The sequence below is a fragment of the Rhodococcus sp. Eu-32 genome (genome assembly GCF_003336925.1).
Classification (GTDB): domain Bacteria; phylum Actinomycetota; class Actinomycetes; order Mycobacteriales; family Mycobacteriaceae; genus Rhodococcoides; species Rhodococcoides kyotonensis_B.
This window is the reverse complement of the sequence record NZ_QGNK01000022.1, coordinates 57,907-81,604: the sequence shown is the minus strand read 5'-3', so window position 1 is coordinate 81,604 and position 23,698 is coordinate 57,907. Positions and strand designations below refer to the sequence as shown.

Genomic DNA, 23,698 nt, shown 5'->3' with positions numbered 1-23,698 from the left:
TTTCACCGTCGAGCCCAAACCCAACAGAACCCAGAACAGCATCCGCACCTCATTGGTGTACACCGGACGTCCCATCGCAACCATCCCTCAATGATCAGGCACGTTGCGATGACTGCTTGAGACCGCCGTATAGCCCGCTATACATTCGCACGCACGACGGGGTCAGTCCTTGTAGTAGACGAGCTGGTGACTGGTGGCGAGCAGCTTTTCGTCGCTGCTCCACAGCTCGGCCGTCTGATCGAAATATCCCCGGTGGAAGCGTCGCGCATGGGCGTGGGCGAGAACGTACGAATCCGCCTGTGCTGCGACGTCTTCCGTGGTGGCGAAGAAGTGGATGGTCAGCGTGATGGTGCCCGCGGGGACGTATTTGCCGCGGCGTTGGAAGACACGTGGGTAGAAGATGTCGCCCATCGACGTCAGCGCCGCGAAATCCAGTGCGCGTGAGGGTGTATCACGAACCCACAGCGAGATAGTCGAGTCCGCGGCTTCTTCTTCGACCAACGCGCCTGCCGCGAAACGCATCTCGTAGTTTCGTGCCCAGGCGATGAAGTCCGGAAAGCCGCTCTGCTCGAGTTCGGACGGTGCAGGCACGTCCGGGGGAGTGGCTTCGTCGTCGTCCCAGGTGTCGCGACGGTGTCCGAACACCGCAGTCGCCGTCGTCGCGATCTCGCCGTTCTGGCTGACTTCCAGGTACCAGTGCTGATTGCTGCGGTTGGTGCGCACTGCCCGCGTCGAGATCTTGAACTCGCCCTCCGCGATCGGGCCCGCGAAGTTGATCGTGATCGAGAGCGGATCCCCGTGGCGGTCCGGGTGCGATTCGACGGCACGGACGAGCGTAGCTGCGGTGACGCCGCCGAAGGGGCCGACCATGTTGTTGTACGGCGCGGACGTGCGGCCCAGATAGACGCCGGGCTCGATGCTGGTCAGGGCCACTGCGTCGTCGAACGGGTGGGTCATTTCCATACCGTGTTGATATCACGAGCGGTGGCAATGCCACCCGTGCGTGCGAATGTATAGCGGGCTATACATTCGCACGCACGGGGCGACGGAGTCGCCCTAATCGGCGTTGGTGGTGGCTCCCAGCAGATCACGGACACGGTTGGCGACGGTGGTGAACTGCGGCTTCTCCATCGTCGAGCTGTAATCCCGCTTGTCCGGCAGGTCGACGTCGAGAATCTCGACGATGCGGCCCGGCCGTGGACTCATGACGACGACCCGGTTTGCAAGGTAGACGGCCTCGGCGACCGAGTGGGTCACGAGCATGACCGTCGTTCCGGTTTCGCGCCAGATGCGGTGCAGCTCGACGTTCATCTTCTCGCGGGTGAGAGCGTCGAGCGCGCCGAACGGCTCGTCCATGAGCAGCACTTCGGGTTCGTGCAGCAACGCCCGGCACAGTGAGACGCGTTGCTGCATGCCACCGGACAGCTCGTGCGGCAGCGCGTTCTCGAACCCGGTGAGTCCGGTCATCTCGATCAGCTGGTCGGCCTTGGCGGCGGTCGCCTTCTTGCTCATGCCGCGCATCTCACCCTGCAACAGAATGTTCTTGCGCACGGTGCGCCATTCGAGCAGGGCCGCCCGCTGGAAGACGTAGCCGATTCCTCGCTGTGGGCCTTTCACTTCGCGTCCGCCGAGACTCACGCTGCCCGAGCTCGCGTTGGTCAGTCCAGCAACGACTTTCAGCAGCGTCGACTTACCGCATCCCGACGGTCCGGCGATGGTGACGAATTCGCCTGTGCGTACGGCGAGATCGACGTCGCTGAGTGCGGTGACCTCGCCGCGCTTGGACGAGAAGCGGACGCTGAGGTCGTCGACGGCAACTGCAGTATCGGTCAGCGTCGTCCTCGGTCGTTCGAACGTGGCAGTCATGTCAGGCCTCACTGCTCGGTAGTGGTGGTGAAGGAGGAGTCCCAGTACTTCGACGGGTCCTCGGCGCTCTCGAGGAGGCCTGCGTCACTGAGAATGGAAATGGTGGACACCCAGTCCTCCTCGGAGTTGACTCCCGGCGCGTTGCCCTCGGTGTTCGGTGTCGTCAGCAGCGGAATGGTCTCCTGCCACTGCTGCAGCAGCACCGATTCGGGCGGTGTCTGTGGGTCCTTGCCGACCATCGATGCCACTGCCGCTTCGGGATTGGCAATGGCCGCCTCGAACGCCTCGCTGGTGGCGTCGACCATGGCTTGGACGAGTTCCGGTGAACGCTCGATGGTGGACTCGTTGGCGATGAGGCCGTTGCTGAAGAAGTTCAGGCCGGCATCCGAGTACTTCAGGTAGCGCATCTCGCGTCCACTCTTGTTCGCGATGTTGGGGCCCTGGTCGTGCGCGAAACCGATCAGACCGTCGACCTGACCGGACAGCATCGCCGCGATCTTGCCTGCCGAGTCGAGGCTCTGTTGCTGAATCGACCCTTCGTCGACGCCGACGGCAGCCAGATAGGCAGGAAATGTCGTTGTCGGGGCATCGCCGGCGGACACGGCGATGGTCTTCCCTGCCAGGTCTGCCGTGGACTGAATCGGGCCGTCCGCGTAGACCTGAACTGCCGACGGCGTGGTCTGGAGGTAGACGCCGACGCTCTTGACGCGGACGCCCTTGTCGATGTTGCTCAGTACCGCGGCCGAGTCGGCCCATCCGAAGTCGGTCTGGTTGGACCCTGCGGCCTGTGCGGTCTTGGTCGATCCCTGGCCCGCGGTGATGGTGAGGTCGATCCCGTGCTTGGCGAAGATTCCCTCCTGCACTCCGTAGTAGAACGGCGCGTGCTCGCCGTACGGGTACCAGTTGAGCATCAACGATGTTGCGGTGGTCTCGCCGTCGGTGCCCGGCGCCTTCTCCTCGGCTCCGGCGCCGCTGCAGCCGGCGAGGACGAGTGACGATGCGGCGACGGCCGCGACGACGATGTTCTTGAGCTTCATTTCGTTCTCCGATGTTCAGACTGCGGCCGCGGATGCAGTGGATCGACGCGACGCGTGCCAGGGGATGAGGAATTTCTCGGCGATCTCGATGATCATGAACAGGATGATGCCGAGGGCCGACATGATGATCAGTGCGGCGAAAAGCATTGCGGTGTCGATGTTTCCGTTGGCCTGCAGGATGACGTAGCCCAGTCCTTCGTTGGCTCCGACAAATTCGCCGACGACCGCGCCCGTGACCGCAAGAGTGGCGGCGATCTTCAGACCCGACATCAACTGGGGCAGCGACGCCGGGAATCGCACCTTGGCGAACGTTTTCCACCGGCTCGCGCCCATGGTCGAGGTGAGTTCGAGGATCTCGGGATCGACCGAACGCAGTCCGGCCATTCCGGCGATCACGATGGGGAAGAACGCCATCAACACGGCGACGAGAATCTTGGGGCTGGCTCCGAATCCGAGCCACACGACGAAGAGCGGGGCGATGGCGATCTTCGGAATGACCTGCGCGAACAGGATGAGCGGGTACATCGTCTTCTCGAGGGACGACGAGTAGATCATCAACACCGCGACGGCCTCACCGACCAGGGCGGCGATGACGAAGCCCGCGACGGTCTCGTACGTGGTGACCCACGTGTGGCCGGCGAGGTACGACGCGTTCTCGAGCATCGTGTTCCACGTGTCGGCGGGGGACGGAAGGATATAGGGCGCAACCAGTTCGGATTCGGTCACCGCCCACCAGGCTGCAATCAGAACGGCCACGAGAGCCAGTGGCCGCCAGAGGCCGGACCAGGTGTTTCGGAACGATGGCACGGTGGATTTCAAGCTCCGTCGATGATGCGTCGGCGCGGGGTGGGACGCCGTCGGCTCAGCGGAACGGATCTCGACCGACGTTGTTACCGCCATGTGGAGTCCTCGCGTAGTAGTGGTGCGGGGCCACTGCATTACCGGGCACCGCGGTTGGAATGCGCTTTCCGAAGCTGCAGCCGAATGTAGTGTGATCGCGCCCACACTGTCAAGGGTGGGTAAAGATTACCTGCTCAGAGCACTGCTGGCGCGCAGAACGACGGTCCCGGGGGCGTACTCGTGGAGGCTTTGGCTCGCCGCGGAATCGCTCAGCGCCAACTGCACTGCGCGCTCACCGATCTCGACGAGCGACAGCGCAACGGTCGTCAGGCTCGGAAAGTGGTCACGTAGCGTCGGGATGTCGTCGAAGCCCGCGACACAGACGTCGTTCGGGACCTGCAGGCCGAGGCCTCGCCACGCGGCTATCGCGCCGATGGCCATGACGTCCGTGACCGCGAAGACGCACGGCGGTGTGCCGCGACTCGGCTGCAGTTCCAGCGCCGCGGCGAGGCGTCGGGCAGCGCTGTATCCGCCGTCGCGCGAGAAGTCGCCTGCCACTTCGATTTCGGGGGTCAGTCCGTGCCTGGCCAGCGCGTCGACGAAGCCGTTGCGACGATCCACCGACGTGCGGATGTTGCCGGGCCCTCCGATGACGGCGAAACGCCGGTGTCCTTCGTCCACCAGCGCCTCCGCGAGTTGAGCCGACGCAGCGAAGTTCTCGGGTTCGACTGCCGCGCCGAACGGCAGCGGCTGTCCGATGACGACGACTTTCCCGTCGTTCTTGCGGTAGGCGGCGAATTCCTTCTCCAGGTCGCGGTCGAGGTCGCCGCTCTGCCTAGAGCCGGCCAGGATGATCGCGTCGGCGCGATGCGAGATGAATGTGCTGACCGACTGTCTTTCGATGTCGAAATCGCGCTCGGTGCTGGCCAACAGCACCAGCTTTCCCGCGGCACGTGCCTCGTTCTGTACACCGCGCACGATCGACGAGAAGTACGGGTCGGCGACGTCGTGCACCACGAGGCCGATCAGCCCCGTCGACGAGCGGGCAAGTGCCTGGGCCTGGGCGTTCGGGACGTAACCGAGATCGGCCGCGGCGGCTCGAACGCGATCGGCGACGCCCTCGCCGGGGATGCGAGAGGACCCGTTCAGGACGCGTGACGCGGTTGCCTGCGAGACGCCCGCAGCTGCCGCGACGTCCTGCAATCTGACTGCCGCCATGCGTTTTTCCCTCCCGGTGTTGACCGATCGACGTGGACAGCATAGCGTGGAAAGCGCATTCCGAAGCTGACTTACTCGCTCGACGCGTGCTGGGCCTTCTCGTCCGCACTGCATCCGGAACCTCTTCTCAGAAAAGGCACCTCTTATGCCCAACTCCACTCGTACCCTGCGTATCGCCATGAACGGCGTCACCGGCCGCATGGGCTTCCGTCAGCACTTCCTGCGTTCCATTCTGCCGATTCGCGAGCAGGGCGGCGTTCTGCTCGAGGACGGGACGCGAGTACAGGTCGAACCGATTCTGGTCGGACGCAACGAAGCCAAACTCCAGGAACTTTGCGCTCAGTACGGTGTCGCCGAGTACAGCACCGACTCCGCTTCGGTCATCGACGACGCCAGCATCGACATCTATTTCGACGCACAGGTCACGTCGCGTCGTGCCGAGGCCCTGGCGTCGGCGATGAAGGCCGGCAAACACATCTTCACCGAGAAGCCGACCGCGGAGACTCTGACGGAGGCCATCGAACTGGCGCGTATCGGACAGAACGCGGGCATCACGGCGGGCGTCGTGCACGACAAGCTGTATCTGCCCGGGCTCGTGAAGCTGAAGCGGCTCGTCGACGAAGGCTTCTTCGGACGCATCCTGTCGCTGCGCGGCGAGTTCGGATACTGGGTCTTCGAAGGAGACGGCCAGCCGGCGCAACGTCCCAGCTGGAATTACCGAGCCGAGGACGGCGGCGGCATCATCATCGACATGTTCTGCCACTGGAACTACGTGCTCGAAGGCATCCTCGGCAAGGTCGAGACCGTCACAGCGAAGGCCGCGACACACATCCCGACGCGGTGGGACGAGCAGGGCCGTGAATACGCCGCCACCGCCGACGATTCCGCGTACGGGATCTTCGAGCTCGAAAACGGCGTTGTCGCACAGATCAACTCGTCGTGGGCCGTGCGTGTGTTCCGCGACGAGCTCGTCGAGTTCCAGATCGACGGAACGCACGGTTCGGCCGTGGCGGGCCTGCGCAACTGCGTCGCACAGCACCGTTCGCACACCCCGAAGCCGGTGTGGAATCCGGATCTGCCTGTGACGGAACCGTTCCGCGACCAGTGGCTCGACGTGCCCGCGAACGCGGACCTGGACAACGGGTTCAAGCTGCAGTGGGAGGAGTTCCTGCGTGACGTGATCGCCGAGCGTCCGCACCGCTACGGTCTGCTGTCCGCGGCACGTGGCGTTCAGCTGGCCGAACTCGGTCTGAAGAGCTCGGCCGAAGGTCGCCGTCTCGATGTTCCGGAGATCACGCTGTGACCGCACTGTCTGCCGACCTGTCGATTGCCCTGCCGGGCAGAGGCATTCACGTACTCGGCGAGCCGGGGGGCTGGACCAAGCCCACGGCTGCGTTCAGCTCGCGCATCGCGTACGCCGCCGCGCACGTCGTTCCGCGTGCGACAGCCGACAACACACCCGGTGCTCTCGCGGACATCGACTGGGATGCAACCCTGGCCTATCGGCACGAACTGTGGTCGTACGGACTCGGAGTCGCGGATGCCATGGACACCGCCCAGCGCGGCATGGGTCTGGACTGGGCGGCGACGGCCGAGCTGATCCGGAGATCGGGTGCCGAAGCGGCTCGCGTCGGCGGCCTGCTCGCCTGCGGCGCCGGTACGGATCAACTCGATCTCGCGGCGTTGCCGTCGGGCAAGGAGGGTCTTGCTGCGGTGCTGGATGCGTATCGCGAACAGATCGCAGTCGTGACCGAAGCCGGGGCGAACGTGATCATCATGGCCTCGCGCGCGTTGGCGCGCGTCGCGACCTCGCCCGAGGACTATCTGCACGTGTACTCCACACTGCTCGACGAGGTCGACCGACCGGTCATCCTGCACTGGCTCGGAACGATGTTCGACCCCGCGCTGGAAGGATACTGGGGCAGTGCGGACATCGACTCCGCCACTGCGACTTTCCGTGATCTGATCGCGGCGCACTCCGGCAAGGTCGACGGCGTCAAGGTCTCGTTGCTCGACGCAGGGCACGAGATCGCGTTGCGTCGCGCGCTCCCGTCGGGCGTCAGGCTCTACACCGGAGACGATTTCAACTACCCGGAACTGATCGTCGGCGACGACCTCGGTCACTCCGACGCGTTGTTGGGCATCTTCGCAGGTATCTATCCCGCGGCGTCGACGGCATTGCAGGAGCTCGATCGTGGCAATGTCGAACGCGCAGAGGAGATCTTGCGGTCTACGCAGGAACTCGGGCGGCACATCTTCGCGGCACCGACGTACTACTACAAGACCGGGATCGCGTTCCTGTCGTATCTGAACGGCAAACAGGCCGGATTCTCGATGGTCGGGGGACTTGCGTCGGGCCGAAGCGTCGAACATCTGTCGACGCTGTTCGTGCTGGCCGACCGCGCCGGATTGCTTCTCGATCCATCGCTCGCGGTCTACCGCATGGGGCTGTTCCTGGAACTGAACGGAGCTTCGTCGTGACTCTCCCTGCCTACGATCTCGACAATCCCTACGCTGCACTGTCTCTCAACACGAAGACCGTCAACAGATGGACACTGAAGGAAGCGATCGACGGCGCAGCGCGGGCCGGGCTCGGGGGGATCGGGCCGTGGCGCGACCGGGTCCAGGAGGCAGGCGTCGCACGGGCAGCAAAGATGCTGTCCGACGCGGGACTTCGCGTCTCGAGCCTGTGCCGTGGCGGCTTCCTGACGGCCATCGACGACGACGGTCTCGAGGACAACCGCCGAGCCCTCGACGAAGCTGCCGAGCTCGGCGCACCCGAACTCGTGATGGTGATGGGCGGCATTCCCGATCGCGACTTGATCGGTGCCCGGGCCCGGGTCGAGGAGCGCCTGGCGCTGCTCGTGCCGTACGCGCTCGAGCGGGGCGTGCGCATTGCGTTGGAGCCGTTGCATCCGATGTTCGCTGCCGATCGCGCTGTGATTTCGACTCTCGGACAGGCACTGTCGATGGCCGAGCCGCATCCGGTAGAAGCGGTCGGAGTTGTCGTCGACACGTTCCACGTCTGGTGGGACCCGGATCTGCGGTCGCTCATCGAGACCGCCGGGCAGCGTGGTCGCATCAGTTCGTATCAGGTGTGCGACTGGCTCGTCCCGATGGAGGCCGACCCGCTGTTGTCCCGCGGCATGATGGGTGACGGTGTCATCGACTTCGCATCGATCGGAACCTGGGTGCGCGACGCCGGATACCGTGGCGACGTCGAGGTCGAGATCTTCAACGCACAGGTGTGGGCCACGGACGGCGACCAGGTCGTCGAAACGATGAAGCAGCGGTACCGGGATCTGGTGCTACCGGCGTTGGCGCCTGCGGGCGGCTGAGCCGCCCGACCCCACGTGCGTGCGAATGTATAGCGGGCTATACATTCGCACGCACATGCGGTGAAGCCGCCCGTCGCCTACCAGGAGTTCTCGTTGAGTTGGATCCGCATGAACGACGTCGCCAAGGGATACGACGGGAGGGTCGTTCTCCGCGAGGTGTTCTTCCGGCTCGCCGACGGCGATCGCGTCGGACTCATCGGCCGCAACGGTACCGGTAAGACGACGCTGCTGAACTTGCTGTTGGGGCGCGAAGCTCCGGACTCGGGGACCGTCGACACCACCGAAGGCGCACGTATCGGCTACTTCTCGCAATTCTCCGAGCTCGACGGTGACCGCAGCATCCAGACCGAGCTCGAATCGCTCTTCGAATCCGTACACGCGATCGAGGCCGAACTCGCCGAGGTCGAAGCCGCCCTCGGCGGTGACCTCGACGAGAAGCAGATGTACAAGCTCGTCGATCGTCAAGCCGAGTTGCTCGACGCGATGGAGAACAGCGGCGGCTGGACCTACCACCAACAGATCGACACGGTCCTGTCGATGCTCGGCTTCAACGCCGAACGACGCGAGCTGCCGGTCGACCGACTGTCCGGCGGCTGGCGCAACCGAGCCGCTCTGGCCAAGATTCTGCTCGACTCGCCCGACGTGCTACTGCTCGACGAGCCGACCAACTTCCTCGACGTCGAGGGCATCGCCTGGCTCGAGCGGTGGCTGCGCGACTTCAGAGGTGGTCTGCTCGTCGTCTCGCACGATCGCCAGTTTCTCGAGCAGGTCGTCACCAACATCGTCGAGATCGAGAACAACCACCTGCAGATGTACGACGGTTCCTACTCGGAATATGTTGTGCAGAAACAGTTTCGACTCAAGAACCTCGAACGCGAATTCAGCAGCGAACAGCAGCTGCTCGCCTACGAGCAGGAAGCGATCAACGACCACAAGGAAGCGCTGAAGAATCCCAGCGCGGCACTGAAGCGTCGACTCGCGAACATCAAGAAGGCGAAGAATCCGCGGCCCGTCGATACCGTCGTCACCGCGATCTACGGCGGCTTGCACGTCACGGACGATCTGGCAGAGATCACCGGGATCTCGAAGAGCTTCGGTGAGCACGCTCTGTTCTCCGACGTGTCCTTCGAGATTCACCGAGGTGACCGCATCGCGATCACCGGTCCGAACGGCTGCGGCAAGACCACGCTCGTCGACATCCTCACCGGCGTCGAGCAACCGGACACCGGCAAGGTGAAATGGAAGACCAAGGCGCCGTCGTTCGTCCACTTCAACAAGGTGCTCGACGATCTGGATCTGGACGACACGGTCACACATGCCGTCAATGCGATGCCGGGGAGTCTCGCGTTCAGTGCGACGAAAAAGGAGGTCAATCGCTTCCTGACACTTCTCGGATTCTCCGAACTGGACCTGAAGTCCAAGATCGGCACTCTGTCGGGAGGGCAGAAGGCCCGTGTCGCTCTGGCGCAATGCCTTTTGCTCGGCGCAGGCGTGATCGTGCTCGACGAGCCGACCAACCACCTCGACCTGGCCAGCACGCAAGTTCTCGAACGTGCACTTGCAGCTTTCCCCGGGGCGGTCGTTCTCGTCAGCCACGACCGCTTCTTCGTCGAGAACGTCGCGCTCCGGCATCTGGTCTTCGACGGCAAGGGTGGCGTGAGACAGTAGGCGGATGGCCACGCTTCTGTATTCGGCGACGATGTCGCTCGACGGCTACATCGCCGGTCCGGACGGCGACATGTCCTGGCTGTCCGAGTACGTGGGTGAGCCGAACGAGACGGCGGATCGGCTGCTGGCACGAGTCGGGTCGATCCTGTGCGGCAACGCAACCTTCGGCGGCGACGACCCGAACCGCGGTACCGAGAACGAGGGCGCGTTCGGCGGGCAGTACGACGGCCCCGTCGTGCTCCTGACCCACCGTCCGCCGGTGGAACCGCCTGCGGGAGTGACCGTCGCGACCGATCTGCTCAGCGCCATCGACGCGGCCACGGACGCTGCGGGGGAGAAGTACGTCAACGTCCTCGGAGCCGACGTCGCACGGCAGTGCATCGAGGAGAGATTGCTCGACGAGATCCTGGTCTTCACCGTGCCGGTTCTCCTCGGCGACGGGGTGAGGCTCTTCTCGAGTCCGGGCGGACGCAGAGTGCGTCTCGAACGGTTGTCGGGTGAGGTCGAGCACTGGTACCGAATCCGGTACTAGGGTTCGGGCACAGTGGACGACGTGCCGCCGCAGAATTCACGAACCGTCATAGCCCGCCTCGACGTCGTCGGCGTCGTATTCGTTCTCATGGGGTCGCTCGTGGTCCTGACACTCGATCTGGTGACCGCAATCGACGACCCGGCGCATCTGCGACGCACGATCAGTGAGTACGGCCTGGGTGCACAACAGTGGGTGTTCGCGACCGGAGTCTCGTTGTTGGCGCTCGGTTCTGCTGCCACCCTGGTCGCGGCCGTCCGCAACGGAGTGGCGCGAGCTCGTTCGGTCGCCGCGGTGGCCATGACGGCGTGGATCGTCGGATTGATCGTGATTGTTGCTGTGCCGAAACAGGATTGGAGCAACGACGCCACCCTCGGCCTCGGCGGTGCGGTTCACCGCGTCGCGGCCGCCGTCGCGTTCGTCGCCATCCCGATCGCAGTGATCGCCTTCGCAATTCCATGGGTGCGTGACGGCCGCTGGACGACGTGGGCACGTACGACGCTCACGCTCGCCTGTCTCGGCGTCGCCTCGTTGCTGCCGATCGCGTACGCACTGATCGTCGGAATGACCTCGACGACCCCGTGGTACCGTGTCGTCACGCTCGGTTACGTGGAGCGGGTACTGGTGGTCGCCGAGGTCGTCGCCCTCGTTGCGCTGACGACGTGGGTCGTGGCATCGACGAACGGCCGCGTCGCAGATGTCGAACGCTCGCCGGTAGTTATGCCGCGTGAGTAGGGTAACCGCATGGCAGAGAACGAGCATCACCGTTTGAACTATGTCGAGTTGTCGGTCACCGATCTGTCGGCGGCGCAAGCGTTCTACTCCGCAGCTTTCGGCTGGCGCTTCAACGACTACGGTCCCGAATATGCGGGCATAGTCGGCGCGGGCGGGAGTGAAGTGGGTGGCTTGGCGAAGGTGGCCGAGCGTCCCGGTCAGGGCGGGCCACTGGTGCTTCTCTATTCGGACGACCTCGACGCGACCGTCGAGGCCGTCACCGCCGCAGGCGGTTCCGTCGTGAACGGGCCGTATCCGTTCCCGGGCGGGCGGCGATTCCACTTCACCGATCCGAGCGGTAACGAGTTGGGAGTCTGGGCGACTTCGTGAGGACGATGTTCGCGTGGTCGGCCTCGACCACGCGAACATCCGTGTCCTACTCGGAGAGGATCGCGTCGATCTGGCCCATCGCCAGACCCATGCCCTCTTCCATCCCCATCTCGATCAGCTTCTGCATCTGATCTGTGTTCTCGAACGTCGACACAGTCGTCATCCGAGTGCGACCATCTTTTTTCTCCAGTGCAACAGTCATTTTGGTGACGCCCAGGTTCTCGATCGGATCCCAGTTGTCGTCGGCGAAACCGTCGTCGAACGCGAGCCGGCGAGGTGCGTCGATCGACGTGATGCGCCACCACCCTCGGGCTTTGTCACCATCCGGTCCGGTCATGTAGTAGTGCGCTTTGCCGCCCTCGACGAAGTCGAGTTGCTCGAACGTTGCAGGCCACGTCGGCGGTCCCCACCAACGCTCGAGTTTCCGGGGATCTTCCCAGATCCGCCACACACGTTCGACTGTCGCGTCGAACTCGGCAACGATCGTGAAGTTCAGGTCCTGAACGCTCTTGTCTGTGCTGATGACGGTCATGGTGTGTCTCCCTCTTCCTCGTCTTCGTCGAGAATGTCGGAGATCCGGTCGACGCGTTGTCGCCAGATCAGTTCGTACTCGTCGAGCAGACCTCGTGCTTTCCTGATGCTGTCCAGACGAATTCGCACGATCTGCTCCCGTCCGCGCTTCTCCTTCGTGACGACGGAGGCGCGTTCCAGAATCGCCACGTGCTTCTGCACAGCGGCGAAACTCATGGAGTAGTGAGCGGCCAACCCGGACACCGAGTGTTCGCCGGTGATGACCTTCGAGACGATGTCCCGACGGGTCGAGTCGGCGAATGCTTGGAACAGTCGGTCGATGTCCGCGTCCCGAACCTCATCTACAACCATGTGGTTGTACGTTAGGCGCGGAAGCGGTCGAGGTCAAGGGGTCAGCGTGTCAGTTCTCGGCATCGGGACGCCACGAAGTCCCCGAGTCGACGCGTCGACCGGTCGTCGAAGCCGATGGAGTCGAGCGTTGCCATCGACGAGCGGACACCATCGACGACCTCGTCCAGCATGCGGGCGGTGGCGCGCTCCGGAACACCGAGGGTGTGTGCGGACTCGACGACGTGGTCGCGTGTCCATCGACTGGCTCGGCCGTAGAGGTTCAACGCCATCGGGTCTTTCCATCCCGCGTACGGCTGAGTACACAACAGGTCGTATCCCGGTGTCACCGACCACTGTCCGGACGTGTTCAGCTGGATCGAGTAGTTCTTGCCGTGAAGGTCGCCATTGCCGATGAGGTACGAGTACGTCGTCAGACGCAACAGTTGGAGTGTGGCCAGGCGCGCAGAGCCTCCACCCAGTTCGACTGTGCGCGAGAGGGTTTGGATGACGGACTCGGTCTTCAGTCGATACTTGGCGGCTGGGTAGACGCCGGACAGCTGACACGCATCCTCTTGTGCGAGTCGCGTGTCGCCGGTTCGATCGAATCGCTTCACGAGCAGACCGGCGATACCGTTGACGTCGTGAATGATTCGCGTCTCGGGCGTGTCGATTCCGCATGAGCGTGCCGTGTTCATGAAGAAGTGTTCGTTCTCCACGAGTCGCGGAAGTCTCGCCGGCGGAGCGAGTTTCAAGATCGCGGATCCACCGGTTGTCTCGATCGGACTCGAATACATCTGTGCAGACACCTTGCCCTGGATGCCGGGAAGGGCTGCTGTGTCGGCATTCAAGGATCCAGCCCCGGTCAACGTGTCGAACAGCGTCCGGAGGTCGGGAACCGGCTGTCGGGGGTCGAAGCTCCAGGTCGGGGGCGCGAGTGCACTGCCCCTTGGAACGACGCGAACGTTCCCGACGGTGTCCGAACCGACGGCCAGCAGGATGGTGAAGTGGTCGTCCTCGGATGTCTTGGCTGCAGTGACGACCCCGGAAAGGCGTGCGCCCTCCGGTAGGAGACCGGCAAAGAACGGCGGCACGCTGCCGCCTGTCGACATCGTTGGTTCCGGTGATATGGGCAATGACCACGCCACCGCGGGTGCCGACGGGTCCCGCATGTAGTCGGGCAGGTAGCGAAACTCGACGTCGTTACCCGTGCGCGTCAGGGTCCCCGCATGTCTGTCCGCTTTGTAGACGTCGGCGTCGTCGACCGTGCGCATGTCGTCGGAGGTCACGGGCGCGCCTGGACCGTCGTACCGGAACGTGTGACGAGTCGCAGGTCACAACCCAACGCGTCTGCGACAGCGCGGGAACCATCGAGTTGCACGGTGGATTTGCCCGACTCGATCGACTGGATAGTCGAGCGGCCGACGCCGGCCAGGAGCGCAAGGTCGCTCTGCGTCAGACCGAGCTGCAGTCTCCTGGCAACGAATGCGGCTGCGAGCGGGTCGTCGCTGGTTTTGGTGCTGCGCCTTGGGCTGGCCATGGCTACTCCTGAGCTTGCGTGAACATGCTTAAAGCCAGATTAGGGGTCAAGGTGCAGCTTGTCCATCATTAAGCCTGTGTTCGAGAGCTTAGAGCTGTGAAGGCGATCGTGTCGAAGCTGCGGCCCTCATAATGCTTGCGCTCGCGAGCCTTATTGGCTCAGTGCATCGAGAGTTCGCGGATCGGCCACATCGGACAGTGCGGACCACGGGACGGTGACGTCGACGAGACCGATGGCGTGTGGACCGACCTGGTAGTCGCCGAATCTGATGTTCATGCCCTCGGCGGAGGGAACCCAGTTGGCGAAATTGCTCACGGTCGGTTCGATGCCCGTTCGTTCGAAATCCGGACCTGCGGCTGTAGCCGGAAGGAGGATCGCGGACTGCCCCGACAGCCGCTGTAGCCCCGCCTGAAGATCCGGGAAGAGGTCCTGCAGCGTGACGGGAGTGGCGTCGTCGGTGTTCACCGTGACCGTCGCGACGATCGCGGTCGGATGTGCGCCAGGGGGATTGGCATCCCACGAGGTGTTGAGCACGGCCGCGACGACGCTGTCGCCCACGTACGTGGGTCCGGGGCGGGCATCGGACAAGGTAAAACTCGACGGCTCGAACCCGTCGATCTGATCCTGCAGTGCGGCGCGCATCGACTCGTTGAATTCGGAGACGACGGCGTCATCGCCTCCCGTGAGTTGTGGGATGTTCACGTCGTAGTCGACGCGATCGGTCGACCCCGAGACGCGGGCGGTCGTGAACGAGTACGGGGCAGGTAGGGGAGCGGCCGAGGTGGGCTCGGCTGTGGTCGTGACGGCGCGGGTCGTAGTGACCTGTGCGGTCGTCGGTGCTGGGTCGTCCGACGCGATAGCCGTTCCGTCCGTCGAGCAACCGGCAGCCGATACCGCGATCGATACTGCTGTCACGGCCACTGCCGCTCGCCACGTCTTCATGCTTCGTGCATATCACCCGGGTCGAGTGAGCGCACGGGCTGACTGACAGTTCGTCAGTCTTCGATGCGTTCTCGCCCTCCGGTGAGGTCCGCATGCTCGGCTGCCCGTCGACCTTCGTGGACACCCGATCTGTCCGACACCGTGATCTTGACGGAGCTCAGGTCCGGGAACAGTTCTTCGAATACCGACGTGACGGCTTCGTCTCGCGCGGCGAGGATCGGTACCAACGACGACCCGTATTGCTCGCCGGCCGCTCGATCTGCCCGATCTCGTGCTTCAGCGAGGCGTTCGCGGACCCGCCACGAGTAGCCGAGAAGGAATGCCCGTCGAAACCCGCGGGAGCGTGTACGAGAATCGATACCTGCATCGGCCAACGCCCGCGCGGACTGCACCAGCAAAGAGGTGTACAGCAGTTCGCACAGGTCGAGATCGACAGGCATCCCCGTGATGCCGACGAGTCCGAACTTCTTGTACCAGACAGTCCTCGCGCCGTTCGACGCGGCGACGCTGGACATCAGATGCATCTTGGCATCCGCGTACGGGTTGTCGACGAGAATGCGGCGCGTCACGACCAAGTCGGTGGGTGCGGCCCCTTGGGCGGAATCGAGAACGGCGCTGTCGATCGCGTATCGCGTCATCAGTTCCTGCGCCTTGGCGGAAAACGTCTCTGCCTCCTCGGTGAACGAGGACGATTCCGCCTTCGCCAGCAACCCCCGAATCTTGTTGAGAACCTTCGTGTCTGCGCGTGTGCTCGTCATCGTGGAGTGCGCGTGCCACCGTGAGGGTGGGGGTAAGAGGGGAGTAAGTGAAGGCAGCAGCCGAAATTGAGCGAGGAGGCGGAACAGGCTGTCCCAGTACGCCCGCGGAGCCACTCGTGATGTTCGTCGGTAGTGGGCGAGGTCGGTACTCGGGTCGATTCCGATGTCCCTCAGTTGCTCTCGCCAGTCGGGCGGAGCCGTGGAGAGCGCTGTGGTGGCTCGCGCATGGGCACCGAGGAGCGCCTTGATCATCGAGAAGTCCGGTTTGTCGAGCTTTCGGGCGACGACGTGGACGAGTTCGGCCGGTTGCCAACCTCGTTCGAACGTGCCTGCCAGGATCGAGTCGGCGTGCGCGACACAGCGGTCGTCCAACGTTGTCGCCGTTCGTGTTTCGAAGTCGATGACATGGTCGACGAATCTGGCCAAGGCGTCGTGTGACGTGAGCGGATCGGCGGCGAGTGCGATGCCGGAATTCATCAGGGTCGCGGCGTCGACGGTCCGATGCAGTGCGTGAACGTTCATGGTTCCCCTCGTCGAAGTGTTCGAGGACATCCAGTGAGGGGCCTGGTGTCGGTGTCGACGGATTTGTACCAAGTGGGTCCGACAGATTCGAGGTTCTCGGCTCACCTGCAGCGTGTAGATCTGCGCGTCGCGGGTACACGACGGCGAGTAATCGATTATCGAACGGAGATGACGAATCACGTGAGTGTCGTACCCAGCATCACTTTGAACAACGGTCGAACCATCCCGCAGCTCGGCTTCGGTGTGTTCCAGATCGAACCCGAGAAGACCGCCGAAGCAGTCAAGACCGCCCTCGAGGTCGGCTATCGGCATATCGACACCGCCGAGATGTACGGCAACGAGAAGGAGGTCGGGCAGGGTATCCGCGACTCGGGAATCGACCGCTCGGAGGTCTTCGTCACGAGCAAGCTGAACAACGGTTTTCACGAACCCGACGACGCGCGTCGAGCATTCGATCGGACTCTGAACGACCTCGGAACCGACTACGTGGATCTGTTCCTCATCCACTGGCCTCTGCCCACTCGGTACGACGGCGACTTCGTGTCCACTTGGAAGACGCTGGAGGAATTCGCGAAGGACGGACGTGCACGGTCCATCGGTGTCTCGAACTTCCAGCCGGCTCATCTGGAACGCCTTGCTCAGGAGACCGAGACGGTGCCTGCGGTGAACCAGATCGAAGTGCACCCGTACTTCGTGAACGAGGACGCACGCAGCCACAGCCGCAACAACGCGATTGCGGTCGAAGCATGGTCGCCCATCGCCCAGGGCAAGGTGCTCGACGACCCGACGATCGAGAAGATCGCTCAGGCCGTAGGGAAGTCGACGGCTCAGGTCGTTCTGCGGTGGCATCTGCAGCGCGGCGACATCATTTTCCCCAAGTCGGTGACGCCGGACCGGGTGAAGGCTAACTTCGACATCTTCGACTTCGAGCTGAGCGACTCCGACATCGCGGACATCACCGCCCTCGATCGCGGTGAAGAAGGGCGTACCGGGCCCAACCCGGACACCTTCGACATGATCCCCGACTGACCTCGGAACGACGAAGGCCCCGCACACGGTATGTGCGGGGCCTTCTTTCCGTCCGTCTCAGACTCGGCGTGGGCGACGCCAGCGCCGAACTTCGGGTGCGACGTCGATGTCACCGAGCGTGCCGTCGTTGAAGTCGTCCACGAGATGCCGCACCGTTTCCTGGGCGCACGACTTGTTGGTTCCGATGAACCCGGACGGGCCGCGTTTGATCCACCCGGTCACATAGGAGCCAGGAACCGTTGTGCCGTCCGCAGACTCGAGCACACGGCCTCCGTCGTTGGGGATGATGCCGCGGCGATCGTCGAACGGCACCCCGGGTAGAGCGGCACCGCGGTAGCCGATGGACGTGAGAACGAGCCCCGCGTCGACAGTCTCCTTCTCGCCGGTCGCGATGCTGAGTACAGCCCCGTTCTCGTCGGTGTCCAGGGTCATGCGGTCGAACTCGACGCCGGCGACGGCGGAGTCGCCTAGGATGCGCGTCGGCGACAGCAGGTATCGGAGCACGATGCGCTTGTTGTCGCTGCCGGTGACGTCGTCGACCCGTCGGAGAAGCTGCAACTTCTGGGAGACGGCGTGGGGAAGGTCGTTGGTTTCGGCGAGTTTCGTGGTGGTCGCGTCGAGCATCATCTCGTCCTTGTGGATCGAGACTTCGATGCCGGATGTGCTGAGCAGGCCGGCGAACTCGGGAACGGTGAACGCCGACTGCGCGACGCCGCGTCGTCCCACGACGAGTACTTCTTCGATGTTCGACTCGCGCAGCGCTTTCACCACATGGCTGGGCACGTTGGTGCCGACGAGGCGCTCGGGATCGATCGTCAGAATGCGTGCGACGTCTAGCGCCACGTTGCCGTTGCCGATGATGACTGCCCGCTTGTGCGACAGATCGTAACGACGATGCGCGTGGTCGGGATGGCCGTTGTACCAGGCGACGAAGTCCGTGGCGGACGAACGGCCGGGCAGATCGGCACCGGGCACGGTCAACTCGCGATCACGGGAGGCGCCGACCGCGTAGACGACGGCGTGGTGCGATTCGAGCAGTTGCTCGTTTGAGATGTCCTTGCCGATTTCGACGCCCAAGTGGAATTCGAAGCCAGGTTGCGCCGAGATCTTGTCGAACAAACGCGAGACCTGGCGGGTCTTCTCGTGGTCGGGCGCAACACCCAGACGCGCCAAACCGTGCGGCTGCGGAAGTCGATCGTAGACGTCGACCTTCACGCCAGGCTGCGTGAGCAGTTCGTCGGCGGCGTACATCGCGGACGGACCGGACCCGACGATCGCGACTCGGAGCGGTTGCCTGTCCCTGGTGACGGCCGGTGCCGGAGACACCGGCGCGAGGAGAGGTCGCGTGGGACGTTCCTGCTTGTAGAAGTCCGAGTTGATCGTCAGGAACGGCAGTTGCTCGTCGGTCAACTTGGACTTCGGAACGATCGCGTCGACCGGGCACGCCGACACGCAGGCGCCGCAATCGACGCACGACGTGGGGTCGATGTGCAGCATCTCTGCCGTCAGGAAATCGGGCTCGTCCGGTGTCGGATGGATGCAGTTGACGGGGCATGCGTAGACGCACGATGCGTCGCTGCAACACGATTGAGTGACAACGTGGGGCATGGTGATTCCTGACGGCAGGCGCTGCTGTGGAGATAACTGGCGCTGGAGTGACGGGGGATCAGGCGGCGAACTGGTTGGAGCTACGGTCAGGCTCGCTACGGTAACGCGAGGCCTTGCCGTCGATGCCACACGCCTTCCACATCAGCTTCGCGGGGCGGCTCATCATGCCGGTTTCGGTGGCCAACATGCGTACGTCGCCGAAGTAGTCCTGCAGCGTGTGCTGCGCCTCTTCGGATTCCCAGAAGAGGTCCTTCTTCACGTACTGAGGAATCGCGAACTTCTTCCAGAACCGCTTCGGCGGAATCACGATCGCGTCGCACAGCACGCGCATCACGATCGGGAAGGCGAGCGACAGGAAGAACCGGCCGACCTTCGACATCTTGGGAACCCGACGACGGAGAAGCTGGTGCGCGAACGAGATGTGTCGTGCTTCCTCTGCCACGTGAATGGCCATGACGCTTTCCATGATCGGGTGGATTTCCTCACCCGAACGCAGAACGGACTTCTGAATGTGGTCGATGGGCTCCTCGCCCGCGAGGACGCCGACGAAGAAGAGTTCCGGTGCGATCGACGCGAACAGCGGAATGATCGGCGACAACATCTTCATCGGACGACTCATGCCGGGCGCATCGCGATCGACGCGATTGACCATCTCCTGGAACATCAAGGTGTGGTTGCACTCTTCGATGGACTCGTGAGTGCAGTAGCGCGCCTCTGCGGATCCGTTGGGCAGCGAGAAGACGTACTGCATCATCCCTCGGATGAGGATGTTTTCGAACTGCAGCCCGACCTTCGCGACATTGGCCTGGCGCCACATGCCGATCTTGATCTGCTGGTCTTCCGGCAGGGCCTGGTACCACGGGTGGCTACCGATCGGGTCGGTCTTGGTGGGCAGGATCCACCGGCGATCGTTCTCCGGGACGGAGAACTTGGGGGATTCCCAGTCGATGTCGACGTAAGGGTCGAAGTGCTTGTGCACCGATCCCTCGGACAGAAGGCGCAGAGTCTCGTTGTACTTCTCGGTCTCCGCGTCGGGATCGATAGAGATCGTGCCGTCTTCTGACGTCAGTGTCATCGCTTCCTCCTGTGTGGTGCGAACTTGTACTTAATGTAACTCGAAGTATCAGCAAACGGAAGCCGGATCGGAGATGGATTTCACGCCATGTGTGTGACCAGGGGTAACAGAGAAATATTTTTCGCGAATCGGGGTTGCGGAGGTGCTCGAATTTCGAAGTTCGGGTGGAATCGCAGGCCGGTTGACGCTTCGAGCAAATATGCGCTAAGTTAAGCGCAGAAACGAGCTAAGGAGATCGGTATGGCGCTGACCATGGAGCAGAACGACCGCGCGGCAGGTGTACTCCTGGGGACGGCGGCCGGCGACGCGCTCGGAGCAGGGTACGAATTCACGTATCCAGCGCCCGGCACGGCCGTCGACATGATCGGCGGTGGAACGTTCGATTGGGCACCCGGTGAGTGGACCGACGACACGTCGATGGCCGCGGCGGTAGCGCTCGCGGCCCGGGACGAGGACGTCTCGTCCGTGAAAGGTCTCGACGCGATCGTTGCGAACTTCGTAGCGTGGTACGACACCGACCCGGTCGACGTCGGAACCCAGACACGGAAGGTCCTCGGTCATCGCAGCACCACGGCGGCCGAGATGACTGCACGGGCCGCGGCACTGACCGGCCGGACCGGTGGGAACGGTTCGCTGATGCGCACCGCGCCCGTCGCGCTGGCGTTCCTGGACGACGCCGACCGGTGCGTCGCGGCCGCTCAGGCGGTCAGTGCGCTCACGCATTCCGATCCGCAGGCCGGTGAGGCCTGCGCGCTGTGGTCTTACGCAATTCGGCACGCTGTCCTGCACGGAAACTTCGACGGCCCCAGGCTGTGGTTGGACACGGCAGGCAACGCAGCGGACACGTGGAGGGCGTTGCTCGACGAGGCGGAGGCCGGCGACCCGTCGGACTTCGCGCAGAACGGCTGGGTCGTGCATGCGCTGCAGACAGCATGGAGTGCCATCACGCGCGCCGAGTCGGACGGCCCCGAACATCTCGTGCGCGCCCTCGAATCGTGCGTCCTGGCGGGCGGTGACACCGACACCACCGCAGCCATCGCGGGTGGACTGCTCGGCGCTCGGTGGGGAGCGTCCGCCGTGCCGACGAAGTGGCGCTCGATGCTGCACGGGTACCCCAGCCTGACCGGCGAGGACCTCGTCGCTCTCGCTGCCGACATCACGGGAGGACGGGCATGACCGTCATCGACGTCGTTCGCGGCGACATCACCACCGTGCGCGTCGACGCGATCGTCAACGCTGCCAACTCCACTCTGCTCGGCGGCGGGGGAGTCGACGGCGCCATCCACCGCGCCGGCGGCCCCGTGATCCTCGCCGAATGTAGGACGCTGCGGAACACGAGCCTTCCGAACGGTCTCGCAGCGGGGGCAGCCGTCGTCACGACAGCGGGACGACTGCCCGCGAAGTGGGTGATCCATACGGTGGGACCGCGCTATTCCGCTCACGAGGATCGTTCTGCGATCCTCCGATCGGCGTACCTGCGAAGTTTGGCTGCTGCCGACTCCGTCGGAGCGAGAACGATCGCGTTCCCGCTCATTTCGGGCGGATCCTACGGCTGGCCCGTAGACGACGCGGTGACGCAACAGGTAGCGGCTGTCACGAGTGCGTCCACGAACGTGGAGATAATAACTCTGGTCGCGTTCACCGAACGGATCGCGACACTGACGGCTCGGCTTCTGAGCTAGTTGCCGACCTGATGCCGAAAGAGTACGGACGCCGACTCAGGTAGCACCGCAGCCGCTCTCCGCCGATACAGCTCGGCCGGGCGACCGCCGCCTGCGATGGACGTGGTCCCCGTTCCTTCCAGAGCGCTCGTGACATGACGGCGGAAAGTGTCCTTGGGGATTTCGGTGTCGAACACAACCTCGTACAACCGTCGTAGCTCGAGCAACGTGAACGTCTCTCCGAGTAGGCGGCCGGGATCTATTCTCGACGCGTACCGACGGCGAAGGTCGTTCACCGACAACGTCACCATCTCTCCGTGGTCGAACGCCAAAGGCTTTGTCGCAGAACCGTGCTCGATGTCGACGAGGTCGATGGAACTCGTCAGCGCGTCGACCGCGATCGTGGCTCCGTGTGCCATCGACAGCACCCATCCGCGCTCGTCACGGTCGGGCGCATCGAACATTCCGATCTGATGAAATTCCAGACCACCGAGCCCGGCCTTGGTGCGCAAGGCTCGATCGGCCGCGTCGGCGAGTCGTTCCCCGGGGTGCAGAAACGTTCCGGGGAGCGCGTCGCCGCGCGGAGACGGTACGACGACAACCTTCAGAACGCCGTCGTGCACCGTCAGTACTGCGACGTCGACGGCCACGGACGGCCTGGGGTAATCGGTCAGCGACCTGCCTGCGGTCTGCGGTGTCTCCACCCGGCCGAGCTTAGCGCACCCATGAGTTATCGGACTCAGAGATCGAACAGAGCTGGTTCCTCGAGTTGGTCGAACAACGAGATCTGTTGTGTCTTCGGCGGAGTCGGTGCCCGATGGAACGCGCGCCCCAGACTCTCCGCGACGTACGTCCAGCTGACGGCGAAGGCGTCGCACATGACGGCCGCGCGGATTCGACGCTCGTCGCCGAGTCGGTGGGCGTGGTCACGGAACCGTTGAGCGGAGAACTCGGCCCGCTCCGTGAGCTCGCCGATGTCTTGCTTGCGGCACATGGCTTCGACTGTGGCGGCGTCGACCGGTCCGCGCGTCAATTCGCATGCAGCGCGCAAGGTTCCGAGTGTGCCGCTGTCGTCGGACCACGTCACGTGTGGTTCCGGCTCGGGGTGGCGATGCGTGGGGTCGTAGACGGAACCGCCCAGTTCTGCTGCGAATGCGGCGTCGATCGAGTCGACGAACATGCCGAGGTGATACAGCATCGACGTGAGGTGACGGGGCACGTAGGAGTTGGTCACGATCGCGGTGTCGGCGAACAACTGGTCGCCCGCCACGACGAACGTGATGTGACGCCACCGCGTGTTGAGCCAGGACAACCGACGAGACAGCGCGGTCGACATGACGACACCGCTGACCAAAGGGGCGTGCAGCCGAACGGAATTCGCGTCCGGGCCGAAGCACACGTGCACGGGCATCGCGAAACCGTCGACGCGGATGTCGCCGTTGTCTTCTCTGGCGACCGCGATCCCGGGTGCACTCGTGACGCTGTCGAGAATCAATGCTCGAAGATGATCGATGTCCAACGGATGGACCGCTGTGGTGTCCGGCAGTCGTCGATCGGTCGCGGTGCGGAACTGGCGGTCGTCGCGTGTGACCGCGTCGGCGGACAGAAACGCAGGGTGGGGCACCGACCACACCTCACGGAACAGTCGCACGATCAGGTGCGCGAGTTCCGCGGCCTCGTCGGTGCGTCGACTCATGGTCCTGCTGATCAACGTGCCGTACGTGCTTCGCTCGCCCGGAGTCGCCCAGCCCAGTTCGACGATACGATCGTCGTTTCCGATAGCGGGGTCGACGCCGTCGTACAGGTGACCCGCGAGAACTGCGGCCGACTCCAGAATGCCGTCGACCATGCACTGCACACGCACCCACGGTGAATCGCCGTCACCGCGGTCGAGTCCCGACTCCGCGGTGATGTCCAAGCCCTCGCGCGAGCGCATGCCGACGACGAACGCAGACAATTCGTCGGTGTACGAGGCCCACGCGTCGTCGATGGAACTTTGAAGTCGGTCGTTCATGTGGGTGCCCTCCCGTCGATGGGCGACTGGATCCGCCCGTCGACAAAGACAGTAGCGACGGGGTCCGACAGAAACGGCGGCTGCGCCACCC

Annotated in this window: 25 protein-coding genes; 10 read left to right on the top strand and 15 right to left on the bottom strand. The window is 63.8% G+C overall.

Going from position 1 to position 23,698, the window contains the following annotated elements:
* Positions 1–162 precede the first annotated feature (162 nt).
* The 5 genes from DK926_RS22140 to DK926_RS22120 all read right to left on the bottom strand — a co-directional run bounded on the left by DK926_RS22140 (position 163) and on the right by DK926_RS22120 (position 4,961).
* A complete protein-coding gene (locus DK926_RS22140; RefSeq protein ID WP_114332190.1) occupies positions 163–963 on the bottom strand; it encodes a thioesterase family protein in 801 nt (266 codons plus the stop codon).
* A 93-nt stretch (positions 964–1,056) separates the two neighbouring features.
* Entirely contained in the window at positions 1,057–1,866 is an 810-nt protein-coding gene (locus tag DK926_RS22135) for an ABC transporter ATP-binding protein (protein WP_114332189.1), read from the bottom strand.
* Between the two features lie 8 nt (positions 1,867–1,874).
* A complete protein-coding gene (locus DK926_RS22130) occupies positions 1,875–2,903 on the bottom strand; it encodes an ABC transporter substrate-binding protein (RefSeq protein ID WP_114332188.1) in 1,029 nt (342 codons plus the stop codon).
* 15 nt (positions 2,904–2,918) lie between these two features.
* Positions 2,919–3,803: an ABC transporter permease gene (locus DK926_RS22125; protein ID WP_068427107.1), complete on the bottom strand. Its 885-nt coding sequence runs from the start codon at positions 3,801–3,803 to the stop codon at positions 2,919–2,921.
* Between the two features lie 126 nt (positions 3,804–3,929).
* Positions 3,930–4,961: a LacI family DNA-binding transcriptional regulator gene (locus DK926_RS22120; protein WP_114332187.1), complete on the bottom strand. Its 1,032-nt coding sequence runs from the start codon at positions 4,959–4,961 to the stop codon at positions 3,930–3,932.
* A 145-nt stretch (positions 4,962–5,106) separates the two neighbouring features.
* Here DK926_RS22120 and DK926_RS22115 point away from each other — a divergent pair, with 145 nt between their 5' ends.
* From DK926_RS22115 to DK926_RS22085, 7 genes are read left to right on the top strand one after another with little or no spacing between them, the layout of a single operon-like run.
* Entirely contained in the window at positions 5,107–6,264 is a 1,158-nt protein-coding gene (locus DK926_RS22115) for a Gfo/Idh/MocA family oxidoreductase (protein WP_114332186.1), read from the top strand.
* A complete protein-coding gene (locus tag DK926_RS22110; RefSeq protein ID WP_114332185.1) occupies positions 6,261–7,442 on the top strand; it encodes a dihydrodipicolinate synthase family protein in 1,182 nt (393 codons plus the stop codon). Before DK926_RS22115 ends, DK926_RS22110 begins: the two co-directional genes overlap by 4 nt.
* Complete coding sequence (locus DK926_RS22105) at positions 7,439–8,299, top strand: sugar phosphate isomerase/epimerase family protein (RefSeq protein WP_114332184.1); 861 nt, start codon at positions 7,439–7,441, stop codon at positions 8,297–8,299. Before DK926_RS22110 ends, DK926_RS22105 begins: the two co-directional genes overlap by 4 nt.
* Before the next feature lie 60 nt (positions 8,300–8,359).
* Positions 8,360–9,967 (top strand): ABC-F family ATP-binding cassette domain-containing protein, encoded by a 1,608-nt coding sequence (locus DK926_RS22100; protein WP_243636965.1) that lies wholly within the window; start codon positions 8,360–8,362, stop codon positions 9,965–9,967.
* Positions 9,968–9,971: 4 nt separating this feature from the next.
* Complete coding sequence (locus DK926_RS22095; RefSeq protein WP_114332183.1) at positions 9,972–10,499, top strand: dihydrofolate reductase family protein; 528 nt, start codon at positions 9,972–9,974, stop codon at positions 10,497–10,499.
* Positions 10,500–10,511: 12 nt separating this feature from the next.
* Complete coding sequence (locus DK926_RS22090; RefSeq protein ID WP_243636964.1) at positions 10,512–11,231, top strand: DUF998 domain-containing protein; 720 nt, start codon at positions 10,512–10,514, stop codon at positions 11,229–11,231.
* Between the two features lie 9 nt (positions 11,232–11,240).
* On the top strand, positions 11,241–11,600 hold the full coding sequence (locus DK926_RS22085; protein WP_114332182.1) for a VOC family protein: 360 nt from the start codon (positions 11,241–11,243) through the stop codon (positions 11,598–11,600).
* 46 nt (positions 11,601–11,646) lie between these two features.
* Here DK926_RS22085 and DK926_RS22080 read toward each other — a convergent pair whose 3' ends face one another.
* From DK926_RS22080 to DK926_RS22055, 6 genes are all read right to left on the bottom strand, one after another.
* Positions 11,647–12,132 carry an SRPBCC domain-containing protein gene (locus DK926_RS22080; protein ID WP_114332181.1) on the bottom strand — a complete coding sequence of 162 codons (486 nt, stop codon included), beginning with the start codon at positions 12,130–12,132 and terminating at the stop codon, positions 11,647–11,649.
* Positions 12,129–12,482 (bottom strand): metalloregulator ArsR/SmtB family transcription factor, encoded by a 354-nt coding sequence (locus tag DK926_RS22075; protein WP_114332180.1) that lies wholly within the window; start codon positions 12,480–12,482, stop codon positions 12,129–12,131. The genes DK926_RS22080 and DK926_RS22075 overlap by 4 nt, the downstream gene beginning before the upstream one ends.
* A 41-nt stretch (positions 12,483–12,523) precedes the next feature.
* Positions 12,524–13,732, bottom strand: coding sequence for a HipA domain-containing protein (locus tag DK926_RS22070; protein WP_114332205.1), 1,209 nt, complete (start codon positions 13,730–13,732; stop codon positions 12,524–12,526).
* Between the two features lie 11 nt (positions 13,733–13,743).
* Positions 13,744–13,998 carry a helix-turn-helix domain-containing protein gene (locus DK926_RS22065; protein ID WP_114332179.1) on the bottom strand — a complete coding sequence of 85 codons (255 nt, stop codon included), beginning with the start codon at positions 13,996–13,998 and terminating at the stop codon, positions 13,744–13,746.
* Positions 13,999–14,148: 150 nt separating this feature from the next.
* Positions 14,149–14,940: an RsiV family protein gene (locus tag DK926_RS22060; RefSeq protein WP_114332178.1), complete on the bottom strand. Its 792-nt coding sequence runs from the start codon at positions 14,938–14,940 to the stop codon at positions 14,149–14,151.
* Positions 14,941–14,993: 53 nt separating this feature from the next.
* Positions 14,994–16,220, bottom strand: a complete 1,227-nt coding sequence (locus tag DK926_RS22055) for a DUF2786 domain-containing protein (protein ID WP_243636963.1) — start codon at positions 16,218–16,220, stop codon at positions 14,994–14,996.
* A 180-nt stretch (positions 16,221–16,400) separates the two neighbouring features.
* On the opposite strand from DK926_RS22055, the gene DK926_RS22050 reads away from it, so the two are divergent.
* Positions 16,401–17,249, top strand: coding sequence for an aldo/keto reductase (locus tag DK926_RS22050; protein WP_114332204.1), 849 nt, complete (start codon positions 16,401–16,403; stop codon positions 17,247–17,249).
* Positions 17,250–17,306: 57 nt separating this feature from the next.
* Here the strand turns inward: DK926_RS22050 and DK926_RS22045 are convergent, their stop codons facing one another.
* Both DK926_RS22045 and DK926_RS22040 read right to left on the bottom strand, forming a co-directional pair.
* A complete protein-coding gene (locus DK926_RS22045; protein WP_207890886.1) occupies positions 17,307–18,857 on the bottom strand; it encodes an FAD-dependent oxidoreductase in 1,551 nt (516 codons plus the stop codon).
* Positions 18,858–18,915: 58 nt separating this feature from the next.
* The gene (locus DK926_RS22040) at positions 18,916–19,932 is read right to left on the bottom strand and encodes a diiron oxygenase (RefSeq protein WP_068427128.1); all 1,017 of its coding nucleotides are present in this window, start codon (positions 19,930–19,932) and stop codon (positions 18,916–18,918) included.
* A gap of 240 nt (positions 19,933–20,172) precedes the next feature.
* Here DK926_RS22040 and DK926_RS22035 point away from each other — a divergent pair, with 240 nt between their 5' ends.
* A complete protein-coding gene (locus tag DK926_RS22035) occupies positions 20,173–21,108 on the top strand; it encodes an ADP-ribosylglycohydrolase family protein (RefSeq protein WP_114332175.1) in 936 nt (311 codons plus the stop codon).
* Complete coding sequence (locus DK926_RS22030) at positions 21,105–21,614, top strand: O-acetyl-ADP-ribose deacetylase (protein ID WP_114332174.1); 510 nt, start codon at positions 21,105–21,107, stop codon at positions 21,612–21,614. Before DK926_RS22035 ends, DK926_RS22030 begins: the two co-directional genes overlap by 4 nt.
* Here the strand turns inward: DK926_RS22030 and DK926_RS22025 are convergent.
* Both DK926_RS22025 and DK926_RS22020 read right to left on the bottom strand, forming a co-directional pair.
* Positions 21,611–22,297 carry an NUDIX hydrolase gene (locus tag DK926_RS22025; RefSeq protein WP_114332173.1) on the bottom strand — a complete coding sequence of 229 codons (687 nt, stop codon included), beginning with the start codon at positions 22,295–22,297 and terminating at the stop codon, positions 21,611–21,613. The two genes, DK926_RS22030 and DK926_RS22025, sit on opposite strands and share 4 nt — an antisense overlap.
* A 35-nt stretch (positions 22,298–22,332) precedes the next feature.
* Positions 22,333–23,607, bottom strand: coding sequence for a hypothetical protein (locus DK926_RS22020; protein WP_114332172.1), 1,275 nt, complete (start codon positions 23,605–23,607; stop codon positions 22,333–22,335).
* Between the last annotated feature and the right edge of the window lie 91 nt (positions 23,608–23,698).